The sequence below is a fragment of the Limibacter armeniacum genome (assembly GCF_036880985.1).
GTDB classification, from domain to species: domain Bacteria; phylum Bacteroidota; class Bacteroidia; order Cytophagales; family Flammeovirgaceae; genus Limibacter; species Limibacter armeniacum.
The window spans coordinates 1,785,288-1,804,672 of the sequence record NZ_JBAJNO010000008.1 but is presented as its reverse complement, the minus strand read 5'-3'; the positions used below and the strand labels follow the sequence as shown (position 1 = coordinate 1,804,672).

At 39.6% G+C, this 19,385-nt stretch carries 19 protein-coding genes and 1 pseudogene; 14 read left to right on the top strand and 6 right to left on the bottom strand.

Features of this window, described 5'->3' with window-relative positions:
- Positions 1-122: 122 nt before the first annotated feature.
- The 6 genes from panC (at position 123) to V6R21_RS13485 (ending at position 4,865) form a co-directional block, all read left to right on the top strand.
- A complete protein-coding gene (gene panC, locus V6R21_RS13510; protein ID WP_334244150.1) occupies positions 123-986 on the top strand; it encodes a pantoate--beta-alanine ligase in 864 nt (287 codons plus the stop codon).
- Between the two features lie 280 nt (positions 987-1,266).
- Positions 1,267-1,632 carry an aspartate 1-decarboxylase gene (gene panD, locus V6R21_RS13505; RefSeq protein ID WP_334244149.1) on the top strand — a complete coding sequence of 122 codons (366 nt, stop codon included), beginning with the start codon at positions 1,267-1,269 and terminating at the stop codon, positions 1,630-1,632.
- 242 nt (positions 1,633-1,874) lie between these two features.
- Complete coding sequence (locus V6R21_RS13500) at positions 1,875-2,921, top strand: lysylphosphatidylglycerol synthase transmembrane domain-containing protein (protein WP_334244148.1); 1,047 nt, start codon at positions 1,875-1,877, stop codon at positions 2,919-2,921.
- A 2-nt stretch (positions 2,922-2,923) separates the two neighbouring features.
- Positions 2,924-3,403, top strand: a complete 480-nt coding sequence (gene rfaE2, locus V6R21_RS13495; protein ID WP_334244147.1) for a D-glycero-beta-D-manno-heptose 1-phosphate adenylyltransferase — start codon at positions 2,924-2,926, stop codon at positions 3,401-3,403.
- Positions 3,404-3,491: 88 nt separating this feature from the next.
- Complete coding sequence (locus tag V6R21_RS13490; protein ID WP_334244146.1) at positions 3,492-4,025, top strand: methylated-DNA--[protein]-cysteine S-methyltransferase; 534 nt, start codon at positions 3,492-3,494, stop codon at positions 4,023-4,025.
- A gap of 150 nt (positions 4,026-4,175) precedes the next feature.
- Positions 4,176-4,865 carry a zinc metallopeptidase gene (locus tag V6R21_RS13485; RefSeq protein WP_334244145.1) on the top strand — a complete coding sequence of 230 codons (690 nt, stop codon included), beginning with the start codon at positions 4,176-4,178 and terminating at the stop codon, positions 4,863-4,865.
- Between the two features lie 62 nt (positions 4,866-4,927).
- Here the strand turns inward: V6R21_RS13485 and V6R21_RS13480 are convergent, their stop codons facing one another.
- From V6R21_RS13480 to V6R21_RS13465, 4 genes are read right to left on the bottom strand one after another with little or no spacing between them, the layout of a single operon-like run.
- Positions 4,928-5,815, bottom strand: a complete 888-nt coding sequence (locus tag V6R21_RS13480) for an MBL fold metallo-hydrolase (protein ID WP_334244144.1) — start codon at positions 5,813-5,815, stop codon at positions 4,928-4,930.
- Between the two features lie 29 nt (positions 5,816-5,844).
- A complete protein-coding gene (locus tag V6R21_RS13475; protein WP_334244143.1) occupies positions 5,845-6,399 on the bottom strand; it encodes a thioredoxin family protein in 555 nt (184 codons plus the stop codon).
- Positions 6,400-6,437: 38 nt separating this feature from the next.
- Entirely contained in the window at positions 6,438-7,538 is a 1,101-nt protein-coding gene (locus V6R21_RS13470; RefSeq protein ID WP_334244142.1) for a type III polyketide synthase, read from the bottom strand.
- A 9-nt stretch (positions 7,539-7,547) separates the two neighbouring features.
- The gene (locus V6R21_RS13465; protein ID WP_334244141.1) at positions 7,548-8,255 is read right to left on the bottom strand and encodes a methyltransferase domain-containing protein; all 708 of its coding nucleotides are present in this window, start codon (positions 8,253-8,255) and stop codon (positions 7,548-7,550) included.
- Positions 8,256-8,702: 447 nt separating this feature from the next.
- On the opposite strand from V6R21_RS13465, the gene V6R21_RS13460 reads away from it, so the two are divergent.
- The 4 genes from V6R21_RS13460 (at position 8,703) to V6R21_RS13445 (ending at position 11,650) form a co-directional block, all read left to right on the top strand.
- A complete protein-coding gene (locus tag V6R21_RS13460; RefSeq protein ID WP_334244140.1) occupies positions 8,703-9,107 on the top strand; it encodes a hypothetical protein in 405 nt (134 codons plus the stop codon).
- An 84-nt stretch (positions 9,108-9,191) separates the two neighbouring features.
- Entirely contained in the window at positions 9,192-10,148 is a 957-nt protein-coding gene (locus tag V6R21_RS13455) for a lysylphosphatidylglycerol synthase domain-containing protein (protein WP_334244139.1), read from the top strand.
- A 32-nt stretch (positions 10,149-10,180) separates the two neighbouring features.
- Positions 10,181-11,044, top strand: a complete 864-nt coding sequence (locus V6R21_RS13450; protein ID WP_334244138.1) for a histidinol-phosphatase — start codon at positions 10,181-10,183, stop codon at positions 11,042-11,044.
- Positions 11,045-11,329: 285 nt separating this feature from the next.
- Entirely contained in the window at positions 11,330-11,650 is a 321-nt protein-coding gene (locus tag V6R21_RS13445) for a hypothetical protein (RefSeq protein WP_334244137.1), read from the top strand.
- Positions 11,651-11,726: 76 nt separating this feature from the next.
- On the opposite strand, the gene V6R21_RS13440 is transcribed toward V6R21_RS13445, so the two are convergent.
- Together V6R21_RS13440 and V6R21_RS13435 are read right to left on the bottom strand one after the other, a co-directional pair.
- Positions 11,727-12,146, bottom strand: coding sequence for a DUF3244 domain-containing protein (locus V6R21_RS13440; RefSeq protein ID WP_334244136.1), 420 nt, complete (start codon positions 12,144-12,146; stop codon positions 11,727-11,729).
- A 314-nt stretch (positions 12,147-12,460) separates the two neighbouring features.
- On the bottom strand, positions 12,461-13,012 hold the full coding sequence (locus V6R21_RS13435) for an NUDIX hydrolase (protein WP_334244135.1): 552 nt from the start codon (positions 13,010-13,012) through the stop codon (positions 12,461-12,463).
- A 346-nt stretch (positions 13,013-13,358) separates the two neighbouring features.
- Between V6R21_RS13435 and V6R21_RS13430 the strand changes: the two are divergent.
- From V6R21_RS13430 to V6R21_RS13415, 4 genes and pseudogenes are all read left to right on the top strand, one after another.
- Positions 13,359-15,634: pseudogene (locus V6R21_RS13430) on the top strand (NADP-dependent malic enzyme).
- Positions 15,635-15,843: 209 nt separating this feature from the next.
- Positions 15,844-17,973 carry an ATP-binding protein gene (locus V6R21_RS13425; protein ID WP_334244134.1) on the top strand — a complete coding sequence of 710 codons (2,130 nt, stop codon included), beginning with the start codon at positions 15,844-15,846 and terminating at the stop codon, positions 17,971-17,973.
- Positions 17,974-18,157: 184 nt separating this feature from the next.
- The gene (locus V6R21_RS13420) at positions 18,158-18,715 is read left to right on the top strand and encodes an RNA polymerase sigma factor (RefSeq protein ID WP_334244133.1); all 558 of its coding nucleotides are present in this window, start codon (positions 18,158-18,160) and stop codon (positions 18,713-18,715) included.
- A gap of 3 nt (positions 18,716-18,718) precedes the next feature.
- A complete protein-coding gene (locus tag V6R21_RS13415) occupies positions 18,719-19,354 on the top strand; it encodes a hypothetical protein (protein ID WP_334244132.1) in 636 nt (211 codons plus the stop codon).
- Positions 19,355-19,385 lie beyond the last annotated feature (31 nt).

The window sequence follows — 19,385 nt, the reverse complement described above, 5'->3', positions numbered from 1 at the left end:
ATTTACATTATTTTAGCCGCAAATTTACTCAAAATTATTCGAATTTTCAACTTTTGATGCACAATATCAAGGAAATAGCATCATCCATATTAACATAAAAAAATTAAAAATCAAGCAAAAAAATGCAGATTTTTCGTGATGTCGACACTATTAAAACATATTTGCAGGAGCACCGGCAAAATGGAAACAAAATAGGCTTTGTGCCTACTATGGGAACCTTACATCAAGGACACCTTTCGCTCATTCAAGAGTCTACTAACGATTGTGACGTAACTGTATGTAGTGTTTATGTAAATCCTACCCAGTTCAACAACGCCAAGGACTTGGAAACTTACCCCAGACAAGAGTCTGAGGACCTTGAAAAGCTGAAGGCTGCGGGCTGTGATGCTGTCTTCCTACCATCTAACGAAGTGATCTATCCGAATGGGATGAATACAGATCATTTACTAAAATTTGATTTTGGTATTTTGGAAAGGCAACTGGAAGGTGAAAAGCGTCCAGGTCACTTCAATGGTGTGGGTATCGTTGTAAGTAAACTGTTCCACATCGTACAGCCTGACAATGCCTACTTTGGCCAAAAGGATTTACAGCAATACCTAATCGTTCGTAAGATGGTTCAGGACCTTTCCTTTGGCATCAAAGTAAAAGGTTGTCCGACAATAAGAGAAGCTGACGGCTTGGCTATGTCATCACGAAACCTGAGATTAAGTGAAGCAGACAGAAAAGTAGCCCCTTTGCTTTATCAAGTCATTTCGAAAGTTAAGGATGACATTCAAGCGGGTGTCTCTGTAAAAGAAGCTTTGGAAAATGGAGAAGCAAGTTTGGGTGCTGACTCTGCATTTACCCTCGAGTATCTTGCAGTAAGGGAAACATCTCGACTTCTTCCTATTGAAAAGGTCGAACAAGGGAGCGACTTCGCTGTGTTGGTTGCGGCACACTTAGGAGGCGTCAGGCTGATTGATAATATATTGGTTGAGCACAACTAAACTAATAGGATCATCAGCTTTTAGAATTGCACTCTTTTGTTAATCGCCTTTATGGCTTTTAGATAAATTAACTTATTATTGCACGTACTTTAAACCTTTGTGTACACTCGCGTGTTTTGTGAGGGGTATTCAAACACAAATAACCAAAACAGCCACCACACTGGCAGTGAAAGATTGATTCAAGACATTTTGAGGAACTCATCTGACTTGTAATCTTAAAAAAGTACTTTCAATAATTTACAATTTAGTCATCATTACAAACTTCAAAGTTTTATAGATCATGTTTATACACGTTCTTAAATCCAAAATACACAGAGTTAAAGTTACCCAGGCAGAACTGAACTACGTGGGAAGCATCACAATTGATGAAGATCTAATGGATGCTGCTGATCTAATCGAAGGAGAGAAGGTTCAGATCGTGAACAACAATAATGGGGAGCGTTTTGAAACGTATGTGATCAAGGGTGAACGTGGCAGCGGCGTGATTTGCTTGAACGGTGCAGCTGCTCGTAAAGTACAGGTAGGTGATATTCTGATCATCATCTCTTACTGTATGCTTGAAAAAGAAGAGGCTAAAGCATTAAAGCCAAAACTCGTATTCCCTGACGAATCAAACAGAATTTTGGAGGAAGCGATCATCAAGTAAAGTATTGATTCATAATCGTTAGCCAGAAAAGCAATAAAATATACTGGCGCTTTTCATTATGCTTTACCAAATTTTTGGCATGTCATAAACTTCGCCAATGGATGAATTTTTGGATAATTCCGATTCATCCATTGGCTTTTTTATTATGATCCTATTTATATTGCCGAATTGATTAATGTAAATTTGGCTTGAAGAAAGCTTTTAAGCTTTGATTTTTTTCTTTAGGCTTAAACATGTTTAATGTGAAGAAAATACTACAATATACCATCTCGCTCATCATTGCAGGGGCTCTGTTTTGGTACGTTTATAAAGAACATGATATAAGTGAACTGCTAAGCGTGTTTAAACAAGCAAATCCTGTATGGATACTAATTTCAGTGGCTGTTTCATTGGTTAGCCACTACAGTAGGGGCCTGAGATGGGGATTGGCATTGAAACCACTTGGCTACAACACAAGCAACTTCAGGATATTTATGGCAACACTGTCTGCTTATTTTGCCAATGCTGTTGTCCCTCGAATGGGTGAAGTTGTTCGTTGCAGTGTACTATACAAAACTGAAAGAGTTCCAGTAAAAGTCTCATTTGGTGCTGTTATCACTGAACGTGCCTTAGACATGATTGTATTCCTGGCGCTTGCAAGTACGATGTTCCTGATGGAATTTGACAAGGTAAGTGGGTTTGTTTTCAAGTTAATAGATGATGGGTCTGACCAAATGGTCAACAAGTTTATCATACTTGGAGTACTTGGGATAAGTGGACTTGCAGTATTGGCTTTGATGGTAATATTCCGTAATCGACTACGCCAATTACCATTATACCACAAGGTTGTAGACTTTATTTCAGGTTTTGCCGATGGACTAACCAGTATTCGTAAGATGTCTACCAAAGACCAGTTTCTTTACGTAGTCCATACAGCTAATATCTGGTTTATGTATTACCTGATGTCATACCTACTGTTTTTTGCCTCAGACACCACTGCTGATTTAGGAATGCGATGCGCCTTTGCTGCGATGATGATGGGAGGCTTAGGCATGATTATCCCAACCCCTGGTGGAGCAGGTTCATATCATCTTTTGGTTACTCAAACACTGATAGCTTACGGGCTTACAGAAATGGAAGCAGGTGCATTTGCATTTCTGATGCATGGGTCTCAAACATTGTCAATTGTTTTCTTTGGTGGATTGAGCTTAATCATTTCAAACCAGATCGGTAGAAAAAAAAGCAAGGAAGCACCACAACCAACAGACGATAAGTCCATCCCTCTTCAAGAGTCATCCAACAACCGCTAATTATGAAAAATACCGCTGAAAAATTATATACACTTGACCAGCTAAAGGAAGTCCGTAACCAATGGAAAAAGGAAGGACTAAAAGTCGTTTTCACCAATGGGTGTTTTGACATTTTGCACCTTGGTCATATTGACTATCTAGAAAAAGCCCGTCAGAAAGGGGACAAACTGATTATTGGATTGAATACAGATGCCTCAGTCAGTAAACTGAAAGGCCCTGAAAGACCTATCAATAATGAGTATGCTCGCGGTCGTATGCTTGCTGCTCTGGCCTTTGTAGATGCTGTTGTTCCATTTGGAGAAGAAACACCTTTTGAACTGATCAGTGAACTGATTCCTGATACACTTGTAAAGGGCAGCGACTATACAGTTGATACTATTGTAGGTGCTGATATTGTAATGGCAAACGGCGGAACTGTAGAAACAATCGACTTGGTTGATGGTTACTCTACTACCAATATCATTCAGAAAATCCAGAAATAGACATTCCCATTTTCCGGAATCATAAATAAAGTGGCTTTCAAATAAATTGGAAGCCACTGTTTTTTTACTTTCAATTAATCCAAAAATTATGCAAACTATTAATATCCAGCACTTCAACACTTCTTTTGGTGAATTGATTCTAGGTGACTTTCAAGGAGAAATCTGTATCTGCGACTGGAGATACCGTAAAATGAGAGATACTGTTGACAACAGGATAAAAACAGCCTTGAAAGCCGAATTTACAGAGTCAGACACCCCCCTACTCTCAGCCTTGCGAGATCAGCTTAGTGAGTACTTTCAAGGTACCAGAAATACATTTGATTTACCCTTACTCCTGATTGGAACCGACTTCCAGAAAACTGTCTGGAATGAACTTATCAATGTCCCGTACGGAAAAACAGAAACCTACTTAGGACTATCCCGAAAACTTCAAAATGAAAAAGCCATCAGGGCTGTTGCTTCTGCGAATGGCGCCAATTCTATTGCCATTATCATCCCATGTCACAGGATTATTGGCAGTAACGGAGAACTTACGGGCTACGCAGGTGGACTCAATACCAAGAAAAAATTGTTACAACTTGAGGGGGTAAAATTTCCTTCAGAGCAACTTTCGCTATTCTAAGAAATACACCAACAAAGCATTTTCACTATCATTATACTTTTATAACAAATAGTAATTCCAACTATAAAACCTTAAAGACTCCCCTTCGTATAATCCAATTAATTGAATTATATTTCTAATAGTGAAATCTAAACTTTTAAAGTAAAAAATATGATTTGGGTAATTATTATCGGCTTTATGATTCTTGGATGGTTGGTACAGTACCGCCTGAAGAGCAAATTCAAGCGCTACTCTCAAATGCCCATCCGTTCTGGTTTATCTGGTGCTGAAGTAGTTGAGTTGATGTTGCGGGACAATGGCATTCATGACGTAAGGATTACATGTATTCCTGGTAAATTGACGGACCATTACAATCCAACCAACAAGACTATCAACTTGAGTGAAGCAGTGTATTATGGAAGGAATGCCGCTGCAGCAGCAGTTGCCGCTCACGAAACAGGACACGCTGTACAGCATGCAAGAGCATATGCTCCACTAAAACTAAGATCGGCACTGGTACCGATACAGAATGCTAGTACAAAAATTCTGAATATCATCTTTATGTTCAGTATTATTGGCGCATTTTTCATAGGTATTTTCCCTAGAGAAATAGCCTTTTTATTAATTATTGCATGTTATGCAGTATTTGCACTTTTCAGTATCGTAACACTTCCAGTAGAGTTTGACGCCAGCAAACGTGCATTGGCATGGATAGATCAGGCAGGAATTGTTTCCAGCCAAGAACATGAAGCTTCAAAAGATGCATTGAAATGGGCTGCCATGACTTATGTAGTAGCCGCTATTTCATCAATCGCCATGTTGCTTTATTATATATCCATCTTTATGGGAGGTCGTGACTAAATTTTAAATAATCAACATGATATAAAAAAGGGAGGCACATTCTTGTACCTCCCTTTTACTTTTTATTGTGCTGCCTTCTTGGTCCAGTACCTAACCAAACCTGCGACACTCATCCAAGCTGGATTTGCAGCAGCATATTGTTTGACACCTACATCATCTACTCCATGCTTTCTCAACTCTGACTCTGCCCATTTCTCAAAAGCTGCTGTCATTTCACCTTTCTCAATACCTTCTTCCATCTTGACTTTGATCCAATCAGCCAAACCATGCAAGTTGTTTTCCAATTCTGTCAGATGATTTTCAATATCACTCACTTCACCGTAATGTGTTAAGTAAAGTTTTAATGGCTTCAGCGCACGAATCAACTCAATAGAAGTATGCCATTTCTCCAGATTGATATCCGGCGGTGGACATGGCGCCACAGCAGGACCATTGCCAATCTTAACTCCTGCCACATCACCTGTAAATAATATATCACCCAACTGCCATGCAATATGATGGCTAGCATGTCCTGGTGTATGCCATGCTTTTATTTCTGCTTCACCAAATTGAAGTGATTCACCATGCTCCACTACCTGAAGCTGCTCAATTGGAATTTCATGCATCTCAGACCAAAGACGGTCCATATCATCCTTATAAATTCTTCTAGCAGATTCCATCAGGACACTTGGGTCAGCCATATGCTTTTGACCAAAAGGGTGCAAATAGATTTTAGCTCCATGACGGGCAAATTTCCATGCGGCACCTGCATGGTCAAGGTGAATATGAGTAATCAATACATGCTTAATATCTTCTACCTTATACCCCTTTGCCTCAATTCCTTCTTTCAATTGAGAGAAGGTAGAGTAAGGTCCTGTCTCAATCAAAATAGGTCCTTGAGAAGTTTCTAAAAGAAACGAGGCGATGGCATGTTCATTCCCCAAAAAATGTAAATCAATGATATTGACCATCTGTTGTCTATGGTTTGGTTAGTAAAAAATTATTTCCATTTGATATTGCACCCCATACTTGGCTTTTGAGGTACTGACGGAGTATTACCATCCAACAATACGTCAAGTGCATTTCGTATATCCTTGCCTGTCAGAGGTGTAGCTGAACTAGGTCTAGCGTCATCCAATTGACCTCGGTAAGCCAGCTTCATATCTTTATCAAAGATATAAAAATCAGGCGTACAAGCTGCTTCATATGCTTTGGCTACATCTTGCGTTTCGTCATAAAGGTACGGAAAAGGATACCCCTGCTTTTCAGCCTCGGCTTTCATTTGGATTGGTCCATCCTGCGGATATTTATCAGCATCATTTGAGCTAATCCCTATAAAGCTTACCCCTTTTGACTGATAGTCATTTGCTAACCTTACAAGTTCTTCGTCTACATGTTTGACAAAAGGACAATGGTTACAAATAAACATGATAAGTGTTGCCTTATCAGACTTCAGGTCATCCAAAGGCTTTATTTCTCCAGAAATGGTATCCAGTAATTTAAAGTAAGGAGCAGGTGTTCCCAAGGGAAGCATATTGGAAGGGGTAAGAGCCATACAGTTGAAACTTTTATGGTAATGAGAAAACAGATTAATTAGCAGACCTCCAACAGCATCGATTCCAAGGTTAGACCAGGACCAAAAGCCAAACTCAGTATATTCTCGCCCGAGTTCAAATTTTCTCGCTGTTTTAAGAGGTTCTCCAATACAAACAACACCGTAGCAGATGACATGTTTCCATAATTCTGTAAAACCTCATAAGCTGATTGGTTCTGTACTTTTGCAAGGTTCATGACCTTCTCAATTTGCTCAAGAATCCGTTTACCACCAGGATGTATGGCAAAGTGCCTAATGTCTTTCCATTCAACCTCAGCCTTGGTCATTAACCTATCAATCAGTTGTGTTATTCCCTCTCCTACCAAATCAGGCACATAAGCTGAAAGCATCATATCAAAACCGTGGTTTCCTATTCTCCAAGCCATATCCTGTTCTCCATCTGTAAAAAGATCCGCGTAGGTTGCCTTTAGTTTTAATGAATGACTTCCTTGTGGTAAACCTTCGACCAAAACGGCAGCTGCCCCATCGGAGAAAAGCGCAGCCGAAAGCAAACTATCCTCATCCGTCTTCTGCTGAAAATGGAGTGTACATAGCTCTACACAAACCACTAACACCTTGGCGCCAGTATTCGAACGGCAAATGGAATCCGCAACTTTAATTCCATTAAACGCTCCATAGCACCCCATAAAATTAATCGCAGTACGCTCTACAGCTGAATTTAGCCCCAATTGCTTTACCAAATCTATGTCCAAGCCAGGCGCATACATTCCAGTACAACTTACAGTCACCAAATGTGTCACGGCGGCAGCTTCCATATGTCTACTTGATAAGCAACTCATTACTGCTTCAGAAGCAAGCTTTACCGCTTCTCTTTCATAGACCTCCATCCGTTGCCTTACTCTCGGAAATGGCTTCAATCCTTCTTCATTCGGATAAAAAGTGTAAGCACCTTTTGTTCTTCCATAATCAGGAATGACTGAATGCCTGTATTGAATCCCTGAAGCTCGATACAAAAGTGGCAACCGACTATGCTGTGTTTCTGTAAGGGGCAATGTAGCTTGCATAAACTTACAGATCTGTGACTGCTCAAACCTGTATCTAGGCACAGCGGTACCAATCGTGGTCAAATAAGAAAACATATAGTGATTTTAGTGGTGAGAAAGAATCAGCTGCCAGCGAAATGCCCATTTCCATTTGAGTGAGAACTGCATCCAGCCAGCCTTTTGGGTTAAGTTTTCCAATTCATTTTTCTTGAATGACCTCAGTACAGACAGCTTTGCATCATACTTTGTCATATAGGATTTTGAAAACAAACGAGTTAGCCAGTCTATGGAATGATAGGCAAACCAATGCCTGTGAAGGTCATTGATCACAACTCCGATTTTAGCTTGACTTCGCCAATGCTTCAGTAGCTGAAGTAATGTATTATCCTCAAAATGATGCGTAAATAGCGTGCAAAGGATAATGTCAAACTCCCGCTTTTGAAACCTTTCACTAAAAATATCATCCGTTATAAATTCAATGTCTGGAAAGTCCACTGACTTACTCTTTGCATATTCTATTACAGCAGGGTTAGCGTCCACTCCAATCAACTTTATTTGTGGGTGATTTTTTTTGAATCTCTTGGCCAATTGGCGAACCATATCTCCACTACCACACCCTAAATCTACAACCGTTACAGGTTGCTGGCCTGCTTGTTTCAATAGTGTCTCCAGTCCTGAAAAAGTAATGTTATTTCCTCCAAGCCAAAGGTTGATAATCTCAAGTTCTCTCAAGGTTCGTAACAGTCCCTGATCCTTAACATTGAAATCATCCATCAACTCCTGCTCATCAGATCGTACAGTAAAATTGGGCATTTGAATTTCATTTAAGTTTCAGTTTAAAATACAAATTAATGATGATAAACCTCTTGCAACAGCTAAGATATTTATTATTGCTACCTAAAATAGTCCTATAGAATTCCCCCCTCTATTAGAGGTAATTCTTCAATCAATCACTCAACTTGAAAAGGCACCTGCCAATTGGAAATTAATTAACAAAAAATCTCCCTAGTCCCCCATCCACATTACTTATTGTATTTCAACACAATACACCTCAAAAGACCCATTTAAGGGTTTTGAGCACTAAAAATTCCCTCCCAAATGTTTTTAGAAGCACATTTATTCTATGTAAATTTTATTGGAAGAGAGAAAGGTGAAACAGTCTATTACCTTTTTCATTTTCAATTTTCATTCTTGATTTGCTTTGCAAACAAGTAATATCAAAATCATCATTATTTTCTCTGTGCAAACTTAATTATCTGTATGAAAGCAATTTATGAAAGTCGTTTCCAGACCATTTACTTCGATGAAGTAAATAGACTTATGCATACCATTGCCCATCAGGCTACACAAAATATGACAGAAGATGAGTTCAGGCATGAAGTTTTGGAAATGGTCAATGCAGTGAAATACTATCGCCCTCCTTTTATGTTGGATGACGGCTCACAAATGGCATATATGATCACTCCTGAGATTCAGTATTGGGTTGATGAACAGTTTGCTGACCTTGAAGGTATCGTAAAAAAATATGCAAGTGTAGTAAGTGCCGACATATTGGAAGAAGTCATGGTAGACCAAATGCTGGATGACCTACTGAATCCGGACGAACCTATTCAAAATGCTTTTTTTGACAACTCGGAGCATGCTATCAAATGGTTACTTGAATAGGATTCATCTCCCTTTTTGCTTTCTTTTGGAGTTTGGTTACCGAAATGGTTTTCTATAAGAACGGTAGCTGAACCTATTAAGAATATGCAAACCAAATCTATTCAGTCATACGGTTTTTCGGCTATCAAGCTGCTAATACTCCTGACAGCCTGTATCTTTATCATTCAGCACCTGACAGATAAGCAGCACCTTGATATGCATTTTGCTGATGCTTTTCAAAAGGCATTCCTCACTAACCATGCACTTCTCCTTTTGGTTGCTATATTGCTTATGCCCCTTAACTGGGCAAGTGAAGCATTGAAATGGCAAATACTAGCCAGTAAAATAGCTACAATCAACTTCAAGGATGCTCTCTTCGGCGTTCTGACAGGTCTTTCAGTCTCTTTCTTTTCCGGCAAAATAATAGGTTACTTTCTAGGTAGATCCTGGCATTTGCCTTCAAAAGACAAATACCAATCTTTTGGCGCAACCCTCAATGGACATTTGTCTCTAGGGTTTGTCACAGGAGCTTTTGGGTCTTTATGCCTACTCAAGTTTCTACTGAGACAACATTATATTTCACCTGATTATTCCACTGTTTTATATACATTTTGGGGAGTTACTATCTCTATTGGAACTGTCTTATTATGTTCACTCCATAAGTTCAAGCCCTTACTTGACCAAAACAAATACTTCAAGAAGTACCTTCAAACCGCTATTACATTCAGTACAGGTGAAAACATCAAGATTTTAGGGCTTTCCACCCTTCGCTTTATGCTTTTCACCATCCAGTTTGTATTGATCCTCTATGCTTTTGGCGGAACACTATCCATGATAGACAGTTTAATTGGGGTTGGTCTTGTTTATATCAGCAAAACCCTCACACCTTCATTTTCATTTCTAAGTGATTTGGGAATCAGGGAATTTACAGCACTCTACTTTTTTGGTGCAATGGGCGTTGATGAAAGCACGATCATTTCTTCGACACTTTTTCTTTGGTTGCTAAACATTCTGTTGCCAACTTTAGCTGGATTGTTTAGCAGCTGGTATATTAAGCTGTAATAGCAAAAAACAACTCTTTAATACTCAAAAATATGACTTGGACCAACTACCACAGTCACAGCTATTTCTGTGACGGAAAATTTCCTCCCGAAGAACATATCAAGGAAGCAATCAAGCAAGGACTAATAGCATATGGTGTCTCAACCCATTGCCCTGTTCCGTTCCCTTCAACTTGGAATATGAAAATGGACGAAGTCCCACAATATGTAAAAGAAGTAAGAGAGGCTCAGGAAAAATATAAAGACCAAATTCAGGTCTACCTTGGGATGGAAGTAGATTATATCCCAGATGTAGTTGGTTGCAGCAGTGACTTTATCAGGGCAGCAAAACTCGACTATACTGTAGGTTCTATCCATTATGTAGACCAGTTTGATGACGGCAAACATTGGGAAATTGATGGACCTCACAATATTTTTCTGGCAGGGTTGGAACAAATCTTCAATAATAATCCACAAGCAGCAGTAGAACGTTACTTTGAACTCACCCGCAAAATGGTTGAAGAGGACTGTCCTGATGTAGTGGGGCATCTAGACAAAATCAAAATGCAAAGTGAAGATGGAGTCTTGTTCAATGAGCAGCAACAGTGGTACAAAAAAGCCATTGAAGCTACGTTGGAAACGATAGCTTCAGCCAACGTTATTGTTGAAGTAAATACAAGGGGGATATACAAAAAAGCCACTACGACCCCTTATCCTAGCCCGTGGGTTCTGGAAAAAATGTTGGACATGCAAATTCCTATAAGTCTCAATGCTGATTCCCACGTTCCAAATGAAATCACCAAAGAATTTGCTCCTACAGCACAATTATTGGAAGAAATCGGCTTTAAACAAATACACATTCTGTATAATGGGGAATGGCAACCTGTTGCTTTTGACAGAAATGGACTAAAGCCATAACAGAATTTCAGCCGTAAGTAGTAAATACTTTACTCTTTAAATTCCCTTTTGTACATTTGTGCCCGCAAGCCCTAAAAATTGCCCGAAAAAACGCTGTTATCCGTCTTTCGGTATAAGGCTTTCAAACTAAACACAAACGACACATTCAATATTGAAGCAGCCTGCAAGGCGCGACTGTTTCATGGTTTTGGGAAAAGAAGCACTTTCATACCATTCAAAAACTAGGAACTGAAGTATTTTTTCATTCAAAGCTTTTGGACCAAAGTGCCATTTAAATTTAACAGCATGACAGTTTCTACTAACGAAAAATGTCCGTTTCACTCATCAGAAGAAACGCTTCGTGATCAGCGTGAAATCAATGCCATTTCTGAAGTGATTTGTGATACTTTTGATATAATCAGAGAGAAAGAGGTAAGTAAATTCGGCAAAAAGCTGAATATGAATGAAACGGAGATAGAGAAGATAGAAGAAATTACAAAGGCATTCATCAAACAGGTAGCTAACCTGCCCATTCAGCAGTTAGCCCAAAAAGAAGGAGCTGACAAGTATGACGCGATCAAGCAACTTGCAGACCTGTTCCACTTTGATTGCCCATATTTTGAATAACAAAAAAAGCCAGCATCTACCATGCTGGCTTTTTTTGGTCTGTCTGACAAAATGATGGACCGCTGTAAGTCACCTTTTATCTGAGTTCGAATTCTGATGAAATATTACTTTTGTCCTCTACAACGTCTCCACCTCTCGACTTAACTACAGCATCCTTATTCAACACCTCAATTGAGTACTTTCCTGAAGGCAAGTGTGACAGATCATAATGCTTGACCACTCTATTTTTGTTGCGGAAAGTATCCCTGAATATTACTCGGTCATTTTCATTTTTAATCAGCACCAGCACTTTGTTATTTTCAGGTTTTACAAAATGTACCGCTATCTTGTCTCCTCTATGCTTGTAAATTGCAGCATCATAGCTTGATAGTTTACTGTCATTGCTTTTCTTTTTGTCTCCATCTCCTTCGCCTCCATTAAAGGCAAAAGCTCCAGAAATTGACACCAGAAATACCATTACAAAAACGAGAACGGAATTTGACACTAGCTTTTTCATAATTAAATAGTTGGTTTGGGTAAGTGTATTGCGGGCACACCAAACAGCATAATCACTATGCCTACAACACAATTAAATTGACTACTAGAATATTCAGCTTATAGCTGTATTAATTTGACTTTGTGATAATTACAGATTAATCATTCTGATGGACAACTAATCTTTTTCGTTAATCTAATATACGACAGTGATTAGCTGAAATGACAGTTTGGTTGGTGAAATGCAAGATGTGTTCTGTGAATTGCAGAAGTAGCTAGCTGAATAAAAAGTGATTCATTAAAAAATATTCATAAATCAAAAAAAGTAAAGTGGTACTACTCCTTTATACCCAAATGCTTATAATGAAAATACCCGATGTGGACTTTCTCTGAATCTGGGTTTTTCAGGTATTTCTTCAGCGCAAAAGTAGATGACTCAAACGCAATCTCGTCCCAAGGGATTTCATCAAAGTCAAAAAGCTTTACTTCCAAGCTTTCAGAAGTACGTTTGGCAAACTGGTCACTTTCCAGTTCTCCAATAAAATGTAAGTACACCTGATTGAACTGCGGCAAACTGTAAAGTGCATGCAGGCGATCTATTTTTACCTTAGCCTCTGTTTCTTCCCACACTTCCCTAATCGCACCTTCCTCTGCTTTTTCTCCATTTTCCATAAACCCAGCTGGCAAATTCCATAGCCCTAGCCGAGGCTCAATTGCCCTGCGCGCCATCAGTACTTTCCCTTTGTATAGGGGCAGGCACCCCACTACCATTTTTGGGTTCTGGTAATGAATCGTCCCACAGTTTGAGCAGATATGTCTCATAAAAGTATCGTCTGCAGGGATTTCAAACCTAATTTCCTGACTTCCACAGTGGCTACAAAAATTCATAGATGCTCCGTTTGCTATTTTGGTTTCAATAGTTGACCGTTATCAATTCCGTAACAGGCTACCTATTACAACTACCGCTTACTTCGAAAGTTTCCAAGATAATAAATTATGTCCATACCCTAGCCTCTATTTCCCCCTAAAACACCGCTTAAAAGTGCTATCATTTAGAAGCCCTCCTCTATACTTTTATAATTTTTTTTTCATTAAGTTGCATCCTTGAACGAAATCTAATGGTTGGTTTTAGATTTTTTCGATTCAACCCAACACTATCTGTGGTGCTTACAGCCCATTCATGTAACTGAAATTCACGGCTTTACAGCCAATTGAACTACAAACGCTTAGAGTAATGGCAAAAAACGTAATCAGAAAAGAAGACGCACTTGAATACCACGAATATGACGTACCAGGTAAAATCGGTGTAATTCCTACTAAAAACACACAATCCCAACGTGACTTGGCATTGGCTTATTCACCAGGTGTTGCCTATCCATGTCTTGAAATTGCTGAGAACAAAGAAGACGTTTATAAATACACTACAAAAGGTAACCTTGTTGCCGTAATCTCAAATGGTACTGCCGTTTTGGGGTTGGGTAATATCGGTCCTGAGGCTTCAAAGCCTGTTATGGAAGGTAAAGGGGTACTTTTCAAAATCTTTGCTGGCATTGATGTTTTTGACATCGAGATTGACAGCACGGATGTAGATGAATTCTGCCGAATCGTAAAGTCAATGGAACCTACTTTCGGCGGTATCAACCTTGAAGATATCAAAGCTCCAGACTGTTTTGAGATCGAAACAAGACTTAAGAAAGAAATGAACATCCCTGTGATGCATGATGACCAGCACGGTACTGCCATCATCTCAGGAGCTGCCCTACTGAATGCCTTGGAAGTAAAAGGCAAGAAAGCAGGTGAAGTAAGAGTGGTTGTTTCTGGTGCTGGTGCATCAGCTATCTCTTGTATCAAGATTTTTGTAGAGCTGGGCGTAAGCAAAGAAAACATCATCGTGTGTGACAGCCGTGGTGTCATCAGGTCTGACCGTGAAGGCCTTACTGGCAGCAAAAAAGAGTTTGCTACTGACGTAGATGTTCATACGCTTGAAGAGGCGATGCACGATGCAGATGTATTCCTAGGACTTTCAATGGGTAATGTAGTGTCTCCTGAAATGCTGAAGAGCATGGCAGCTGACCCTATCGTTTTTGCATTGGCAAACCCTGACCCTGAGATTGCTTATGAGCTTGCGATGGATACACGTGATGACTTGATTATGGCGACTGGTCGTTCTGACCATCCTAACCAAGTGAATAACGTATTGGGCTTCCCATTCATCTTTAGAGGTGCGCTTGACGTAAGAGCAACTGAAATTAACGAGGAAATGAAACTGGCAGCAGTAAAGGCTATTGCAGACCTTGCTAAACAGCCAGTTCCAGATGCTGTAATGAAGGCTTACAACTTGCAAACGTTGAACTTCGGCAGCGAATATATTATCCCAAAACCATTGGACCCTCGATTGCTGACAACTGTAGCCCCTGCTGTAGCAAAAGCTGCTATTGACACAGGTGTTGCTAAGTTTACAATCGACGATTGGGATGAGTACAAGAATGAGTTGCAGAAACGCATGGGTAATGAGGACAATACCATGCGTCGTATGAACAACAAGGCAAAAATCAGCCGTAAACGTATGGTCTTTGCTGAAGCTGATGATCCTAAAGTACTGAAAGCGGTACGTATCGCTAAGGATGAGGGAATCATCGAGCCAATCCTTTTGGGTAGCCGTACAAGGGTAAATGCAATGATCGATGCCTTAGAACTAGACTCTCTGAAGGATGTTACGATCATCAATCCTCGTTCAGACGAGAGCAGGATATCCGTGCAAGATATGCAGACCTTCTTTACCAAAAGCGTCAGCGTAAAGGCATTACTTTCCTTGAGGCACAGGACTTGATGAACAAGCGTAACTACTTTGCTGCCATGATGGTAGAGCAAGGAGAAGCAGACGCAATGATCTCAGGTGTAACACGTGACTATGCTCAGACAATCTCCCCTGCCCTGCAAATCATCGGGTCAAGAGAAGGCTTGGTTGCCAGCATGTACATGATGCTAACAAAGAAAGGACCTCTGTTCTTTGCTGACACAACCATCAACTTTGATCCAACTGCTGAAGAGCTGGCCCACATCACTGAAATGGTGGTAAGAGCAGTGAAAGAGGACTTTGACTTGGAACCTAAAGTAGCATTGCTGTCTCACAGTAACTTCGGTTCTTCAAAGCACCCTGACTCTGTGAAGATGATTCAGACATTGAAACTACTGAAAGAAAAGCACCCTGACTTAACTGTAGATGGTGATATTCAGGCTAACTTCGCAGTTAATACTAAGTCATTGAAAGAGAACTTCCCATTCTCTGAACTGGCTGAAGATGGTGCTAACGTGTTCATCTTCCCTAACCTGACTTCAGCAAACATTGCTTATAAACTGATTCAGGAAATGGGTGAAATTGAGGCTGTAGGACCAATCATGCTAGGTATGAACAAAGCTGTTCATATTCTTCAGCTAGGTTCTGAAGAGCGTGAAATCCTGAATATGATTGCGCTTGCCAACGTTGATGCGCAGCGTTACGATCAGTAATTTTATTTTGTGGCGAAAGTCACCGATATATTTCAAACCCCAATGCATTTTATATGTATTGGGGTTTGTTTTTTTGTGATAATACCAGAACATGCATGTAAAAAGCTTCATTTTTTAATATAAAAAACTTACATTTTGCAATTAAAACATTGTTACAACAACATAATCAGCCTTGCTGACTTTTAACTCTGAATAGATTCAGCATTGACATGAGAATAAAAGCTAAAAACTATTTACTATCTGCTGCATTTATCTTTTTACTATCTTTTTACCTACATGCTCAATCCAATGCCCCTTATCAGGCTCTTTTTGAAAAAGGACTGAAACTCAAAAAAGATAAGAAATATGAAACAGCCTACGACCTTTTTGTCAGCAATCTCCATTTGCTCGACCAAAAAGACAGCCTTTATATTGACTTTATCTTACAAGCGGGTAGTACCTCCGAAAAGCTAAAACAGTTTGAGACAGCAAAGGCTCATTACTATGATATACTAGCGAAGGAACAAACCCACCAAGTCACTGCTTATGACAAAGCAACAGTTTATCGCTTTTTGGGAAGAGTATATCACACTGACACACCGGTGGTTTATGACAGCGCCTACCACTATTTTGATCTGGCTTTATCAGCATATAAAAAGCTAAATGACTACAATCAGATGAGTGTCTGCATATACTCTAAAGGATATATTCACAGGGACAGAAAAGAAATCATTCCCACTATCGAATGTTATGAAGCGTATTTACAGTTAGCTCAAAACCACACCCTCTCTCCTGATTACTCAAATTACTTTACCATCCAACTGATTAAACTCTACCTTAACTCATACAATTACAAGAAAGCAACAGACCTGTGTAAGACATTTTTAGAGTCCCATGACTTAAACAAGCTCTCAACATCTGAATATTTCAGAGTGAATGATCTACTTGCGACTAGTTTTGCCAAACAAAACCAAGTTGAAGAAGCCCTCCTACTAATAGATGCCAATAGCAAATACGCTGACAAGCATATAAAAGCCCCTCAACAAAGAACTCTTATCTCAGGGTATTACCATTTCTTGAAGGGAAAATTTCTTCTTATGAATATGAATGGAAGCGGAGTCGCATCAATGAAAGAAGCCAAAACACTTTTCGCACAATGTAAAGAAACCAAATACCTATTCGCACTCTACTTCCGTCAGGCAGTTTATTACAATGCCATTGAAGATTATCCAAAAGCATTGCAACTGTATCAGGTTGCCAAAGAATACTATACAGAACCTCAGAATATCGATTACTCCCCATCCATTAAACTGCTAGAAGCCAGCCTTGAGAGAGCTGGTGCCTTACAAGGAAAATCGACTGAGGAAATTACCGTAAAACTAAAAGAGGTGATACGTTTAGGGTATCTCTATCAAGATCTGGAGACCACAATTAGTGCGCTTACTTTTTTGAATAAAATATTTGAAGAAGAGGGAATATATAATGAAGCCCTGACATACAGCAAGCAGTTAATGGCGCTTAAAGACTCTATCCAGACCCAAAAAGAATACTATCAAAAAGCCAATATTGGTGAAAACCATCTATCGAAAATGATAGTCTCCGAACTGGAACAGATCAAGCTCAAACACCTGCAATTGCAATGGCTGGTTATAAGCAGTTCACTGGTTGCTTTGCTGATAATACTGGTTGCATTCTTACTGCTCAAGAAATCAAAAAGGGACTTGAGACAGAGTCAAAAGACACAACATATGACCTATGAGCGGTTACACTTCTTCCAGAACTGCCTCTCAAATATCCGTACACAACTTGCAGATCAGCAAACCTCATCCCCTGACGAAATCCTGAGGTCATTTAAGGAAGTTGAAGACAGCATCCTTCAGACTCAGTTGGTTCACAAAGAAGTATCCATGATCAGAAATGAAGGACCTCACCTTTACAATGTGCAGTGTTCCCTTTCCAAGGTTGCAAATTCACTGAACCAGATTTTTGACAATCGCCTCAACTTAGAGATGAATATTGCCTCTGTTTACCACAGCACTGACGAAGTTGAAGCAATTATCTGCTTTGCAATTGAGGCTTTGGTCAACACATTGAAACACAACCCAAATCAGGTGGTATCTGTCACGATATCACTAATGCCAATTAAGCAGCACTTTGCTTGTCTTGAGGTCACAGACAATGGAAAAGGGTTCAGCAATAAGTCTGATATCCCTTATGTCTTGAGTTTGATTGCTACTCACTTGAAAGGTAAGTTATCTGTAGGCAGCACAGCCAATGGAGCAACCGTCTCTCTAATCTATCGGTTGACCAACAAGCAAAAGCCAATACTTTCCAGTATTGAAAAACTGATACATGCTTAAAATCAGAATTAAGCCAAGTATTTTTTCAGATACCCTCTACTCCTTTCCTCATTTAGCAACGTGGAAAAATTCTTCTTTCTCAATTCTTAGAATATTTATTTACTTTATGGGCAAATTGCTAAAACACTAACGCCTCAACCAATAGATTGAAAGATTACTATTTACTAAAACCAATTATTGATTTATGATAAAAGAAAACGACTTAGAGTCCTTTTCAGTGGCAAAACTTAAAGCCAATGACCGGAAAGAGTGGGAAAGACTCTACCTTCAGTACAGGTCTTTGGTTATCAGGATTGTCAGGAAAAAAGGAGGTACAGAAGAAGATGGCATAGAGCTTTACCATAGTCAGGTAATGCCCATCCTAAAAAACAACCTTGAGCAAGGTAAAATAGCTGAAGACACCAATTTTGGCGCTTATATCAATACCATTACACACAGAAGGTGGAGCACGGAAGCTGTGAAGTTGCAGAAAGCCCCTAAAGCAATGGCTCCTGAAGAATTACCGATTCATCACCTTGAGGAAAGTGATGAAAGTACTGAACTGGAAGAGAGCCTTTTACAAGTAGAAAGCGCACTTGAAAAAATGGATTCTCCCTGCCAACAGTTAATCAAAGCGAGATATTTTGAAGGAAAAAGGGATAAGGAATTGGCAGACACTTTGAACAAGAAGCCAAACGCTATCGCCAATCAGCGGAAACGTTGTATGGACAAACTGAAAAAAATGATCATTGAAAACATTTAAGATATGAACGAGACAATTACGCAGTACCTCAATGACCAGTTATCCCCTTCTGAAAAAATCGCTTTTGAAAAACAGCTCGAAGATGATGCTGACCTCAGAAAGGAAGTCGAAGCTCAAAAACATATCATGAAATGGACTTCTTTCAAAGACGATCAGGCATCTTTCCTTTCAATAGAGAAAAACCTGTCTACCACAAAAGAGCAAGAGGTGACTCCAACAAAGTCAATCTCTATGTGGAATTACAGGTATAGCTTGGGTGCTACGGCGGCGGCAATACTGCTGCTTATCGGCTATTTTTCCTTTACTCAGCAAGACAATATTCAAGGGTTTGAATCCAGTATGGTTGCTTCATATTCAATTGAAGCCAAGAACCTCAATACTGAGTTGGGTTTAGCCAAAAGTGCCTCCAATGAATTTACAGTTACGATTTACTCATCAAACAACAAGGAAGTTCATTATACCCTTTCCTCCCATAAATTGACATTATATACAGCCTCTGCTTTAGAAATCAAGAAAGAGGACATACATATAGAAGTGGACGAGACAGCTGAAACACCTGTATTACTTAAACTGAGTGGAAAACAATTCCTGCTGCCATATACAGGAGAAACTCCCCAGCCTATTAATAGAGCTGATTAATTGCGCAAACTCCTCCAAACACCAATTTTGA